This window comes from Mesorhizobium australafricanum (assembly GCF_033977265.1).
Classification (GTDB): domain Bacteria; phylum Pseudomonadota; class Alphaproteobacteria; order Rhizobiales; family Rhizobiaceae; genus Mesorhizobium; species Mesorhizobium australafricanum.
The window spans coordinates 1-1,045 of record NZ_JAVIIT010000061.1; the positions used below are offsets into that span (position 1 = coordinate 1).

At 61.4% G+C, this 1,045-nt stretch carries 1 protein-coding gene; it reads right to left on the reverse strand.

Features of this window, described 5'->3' with window-relative positions; translation table 11 throughout:
• Positions 1 to 39: 39 nt before the first annotated feature.
• Positions 40 to 651: a C48 family peptidase gene (locus tag RFM98_RS31165; protein WP_320224066.1), complete on the reverse strand. Its 612-nt coding sequence runs from the start codon at positions 649 to 651 to the stop codon at positions 40 to 42.
• Positions 652 to 1,045: the final 394 nt, after the last annotated feature.

A 1,045-nucleotide genomic window follows, 5' to 3' on the forward strand; every position in this document is an offset into this window, starting at 1 on the left:
CAGTTCCGCTCCAGCCAGCTCTATCAGCAGCCACCCCAGTCAGCGCCTCAGTCGGGTTTGCAGTGCCAGCCGATCGACAACGAGGTTGTCGAGGTGCAGCACGCCTGACCGTCCTCTTTGCGCCAGGCCCCTAACCAATGCCCGCGTCCCGTCCAGCACAAAGACACCGCAATCATAGCCGTTGCTCTGCTGGGTCATGCGGGCTAGCTCCAGACGAGCGCCCAGCCGTTGTGCGAGCAGTGCTGCAGGCCCGTCGTTGTATCCCACGGCGGAATCGTAATGATAGGCAGCCGGCCTTGCCCGTTCGCGACGATCAACGAGCAGCAGCGACCAATGGCTGCCGCGGCGATTGGGATCCGAAGCACTGGCATCGCTCACTGGCAGGAACAGGAAGTCGGCTGTGTCATTACCATCGTGATCATGGACAATGTGCTGGAAGGCGCGCGTGGCCACGCTCTGGGAGCCCAAGCGCAGATGATAGTGGGCTATGAGCGGATCCACGAGCCGCGTCCGGGAGGCGAGATCCGGATTGTCCCGCTGCAGATCCTGAATCAGAAGCATGTAATCCGCCGCGATATGCTCGTCGCTCAGCCAATCCCTGGCGCCGAGCTCTAGCCCACCGTGGCCGTGGAACGAGGCTGTCTGATTCAACGCCGCTATCTGAGCATCCGTCGATGTGCTCGGAAACGCCGATGCATAGTGAGCATCGTCACGCAACTCGTGCGGGGTGGAGGGCAAATCAACCAGAGGGTCAAGACCACGGTAGATGTCTGATGACGGAGACCTCGCAGACGAGGGGAGGGAGGGCAAATCAACCAGAGGGTTAAGACCGCGGTAGATGTCTGACGACGGAGACCTCGCAGACGAGGGCGTGGAGGGCAAATCAACCAGAGGGTCAAGACCGCGGTAGATGTCTGAGGACGGAGACCTCGCAGACGAGGGCGTGGAGGACTGCATCTGCGTGGTGAGCCAATCCCAAGCCCCCTCGAACGGGGTAACTGGAGCTGAGGAAAACTCTTGAAACGAGCTGGCCTGCTGGGCGCCT